This window comes from Actinocorallia lasiicapitis, assembly GCF_054778695.1.
Genome location: NZ_BAAGZI010000773.1, coordinates 1 through 1,072 on the forward strand (window position 1 = coordinate 1; position 1,072 = coordinate 1,072).

Genomic DNA, 1,072 nt, shown 5'->3' on the forward strand with positions numbered 1-1,072 from the left:
GGCGAGCTGGCCGGGCACGAGCTGGTCAGGCACGGGCCACCGCCGCGGCGTGCTCGACGGCGGCCGCGGCGAACCCGCGGATGATCGGGTGGGCGCGGCTGCCGTCGCCGGCCAGCTCGGGCTGGAACAGGGTGCCCAGGAAGAACGGGTGGTCGGGCAGCTCCACGATCCTGACCTCGCCGTCGGCGTCGGTGCCGGAGAAGACCAGCCCGGCGGCGTCCAGCAGCGGAAGGAAGTCCGGGCTGACGCCGTAGGTGCAGAAGAAGCGCTCGGTGGTGCGTTCCGGGCCGAGCTGGGCCTCGGCGCGGGAGCCCGGCCGGATCCGCACCTCGGTCTCGTGCCCGGCCAGCGAGCACTCCAGCGGGACGATCGCCAGCCGCTCCCCGTCGGGATCGGACTCGGCGTTGCCCGCCTCGGGCACCCCCGCGACGTTCCGCGCGTACTCAAGGACGGCGTGCTGGAATCCGCCGCAGGTGCCGAGCAGCGGGATCCGCTGCTCGCGGGCGGTGCGGATGGCCGCGAGCATCCCCGCCTCGCTCCGGTAGGGGCTGCCGGGCAGCGCCCAGATCGCGTCGAAGCCCTCCAGGCCGTCGCCGCCTTCGGCGGAGGGGATCCAGTAGGCGTCCAGGACGAGCCTGTCGCGGTCGGCGAGGGCGTCGATCAGCCGGGGGATGCGGGCGTGGGCGCGGTAGTTCTCCGATCGGTCCCCGACCAGGGCGATCCGTGCGGTGTGCTGAAGCATGTCCCCATCGTCCCGTGGCAGGAAGTTCACGTCCAATGATGATCTGCGGTGCAGGTATTAGCGATACTGATACTCATGGATCCGCATCTGCTGCGCACGTTCGTGACCGTCGCCCGGCTCGGCTCGTTCTCGGCGGCCGCGACCGAGCTCGGGTACACGCAGTCGGCCGTCTCCCAGCACATCGCGGGGCTGGAACAGGAGCTCGGCGCGGCGCTGCTGACCCGCAGGCCGGTCGCGCCCACCCCGGTCGGCGACCGGCTGATGGAGCACGCCGTCCCGCTGCTGCTCCGGCTCGACGCCGCCCGCGACGACATCGCCCGGCTCGCCCGG

2 protein-coding genes are annotated in these 1,072 nt (G+C 73.1%); one reads left to right on the top strand and one right to left on the bottom strand.

Annotation, left to right across the window (positions count from 1 at the left end; genetic code table 11):
- Positions 1–25: 25 nt before the first annotated feature.
- Positions 26–742, bottom strand: a complete 717-nt coding sequence (locus ACYVE7_RS34515; RefSeq protein ID WP_460370835.1) for a CTP synthase C-terminal region-related (seleno)protein — start codon at positions 740–742, stop codon at positions 26–28.
- Between the two features lie 75 nt (positions 743–817).
- Between ACYVE7_RS34515 and ACYVE7_RS34520 the strand changes: the two genes are divergently transcribed.
- On the top strand, positions 818–1,072 hold a 255-nt coding region (locus ACYVE7_RS34520), incomplete at its 3' end, for a LysR family transcriptional regulator (RefSeq protein WP_460370837.1).